Raw genomic sequence first — 1488 nt, 5'->3', positions numbered from 1 at the left:
TTTAGTATAAGAAACGTAGGGCAATAAATAAGCACTTTCGTTTCGGTTTATTACTTAGCTAAATATAAATATTTTGCTTTTATCTTTTCTCCTATAAATACCAAATTTTATATTTAACGGACTTTGTAAATAAACACAGAACTTTTGGGGTTAAGACAAATACCCTATGTTTTTTATACCGTGTTGTAACTAGTTTTTCTTTAGCTCTATTTTATTATTATCATCGTTAAGCCAATATGTTTTTTCTCCTATATCTGTAACTTCATATATCTGTTCTTTTAAAAAGTCAGCTAACTGTTTTTTTAAGTTAAGATTATCAGTAGTCTTTAAAATTTTATTTAAAATATTTCTGTCAATTGTTTTAATTGATTTATAAACAAAAGGAATTATTATATTGTTATTTAAATCTATAACACCAAAATTGTCATTCCTTTTTGCAATTAATCTAGTAACATCTGTTATTTTACTTGATTTTATAGGTTTCACTATTTTGAAATATTTATATTCTATAGGTATTTTTATTTTACCTTTTGAATCAAAGAGACCTACTAATCTGTTTTTAGAAACATAATAATAGATTCCAAATTTTTTATTTGAAATATTTTTATATTCAGTAGGTATAATTAATTTCCCTAAATTATTTATTAATCCATAATTAAAATCATTACGTACAATATGGTTTTCATTGATATCAGGCTTTTTGATATCATTATATTTTGTATCAAGAATAATTTTATCACTAGAATCTCTTATTTGTGCTTTTCCATTCTGCTTTATAAGAAACTTATTTTTAGAAAAAACGTTTATAGATTCATACTTAAAAGGAATAATAGTCTTATTTTTTAAATTAAGAGTACCATATTTACCGTTTTTTTTAGCTATTATGAAACTTTCTTTTTTTAAATTCTTAATGTTGATTGATTCATATATGAAAGGTATTATTTGTTTTAATTCGCTGTTGAGTATTCCATAATTACCTTCTTTGTTTTGAATAATATATACATCTAAATTTTCATTATAATAAATTAAATTATGCTTTTGAGAAATTTCTTTTCCATTAGTGTTTATAATTACATTATATTCAATTATTCCATCTTTTAAATGCTCTTTACCCACAGCGATGTTTAGTTTTTTATTGAAGCCTTTAAAGTTTGTATATTCTTTTGAAATGACTTTATTATTTTTATCAATTAAGAATTTGTTCGATCTGGAATAATAGGAAGCTACAGAAACACTATCTTCTGTTTTGAATAATGTTAAATTTGCATAATCATAAGGTATAATTAAACTTTTCAGTTTTTCATTGTATATACCAAATTTTCCATTTTTCTTTACAAGACTGTTATTTCCCTCAGTTCTATATTTATTTAAGTGTTCACTAGAAGATATTTCTTCAGCTTCCGATATTTGTGAAAAGGTTAAAGTAAAATTGAAAAGGGTAACTAGTAATATAATTATTCTCATTAATTTTTTTCTTAAATTAGTTAC

1 protein-coding gene is annotated in these 1488 nt (G+C 22.6%); it reads right to left on the bottom strand.

Annotated features, from left to right (window positions below; all coding sequences use genetic code 11):
- Positions 1-189: 189 nt before the first annotated feature.
- The coding region (locus J8L88_RS23330; RefSeq protein ID WP_211062065.1) for a WG repeat-containing protein at positions 190-1488 on the bottom strand (1299 nt) is incomplete at its 5' end.

This window comes from Aquimarina sp. MMG015 (assembly GCF_018100855.1).
Classification (GTDB): Bacteria; Bacteroidota; Bacteroidia; order Flavobacteriales; family Flavobacteriaceae; genus Aquimarina; species Aquimarina latercula.
The sequence above is the reverse complement of the archived record's forward strand: the minus strand, read 5'-3'. Positions and strand labels throughout refer to the sequence as shown.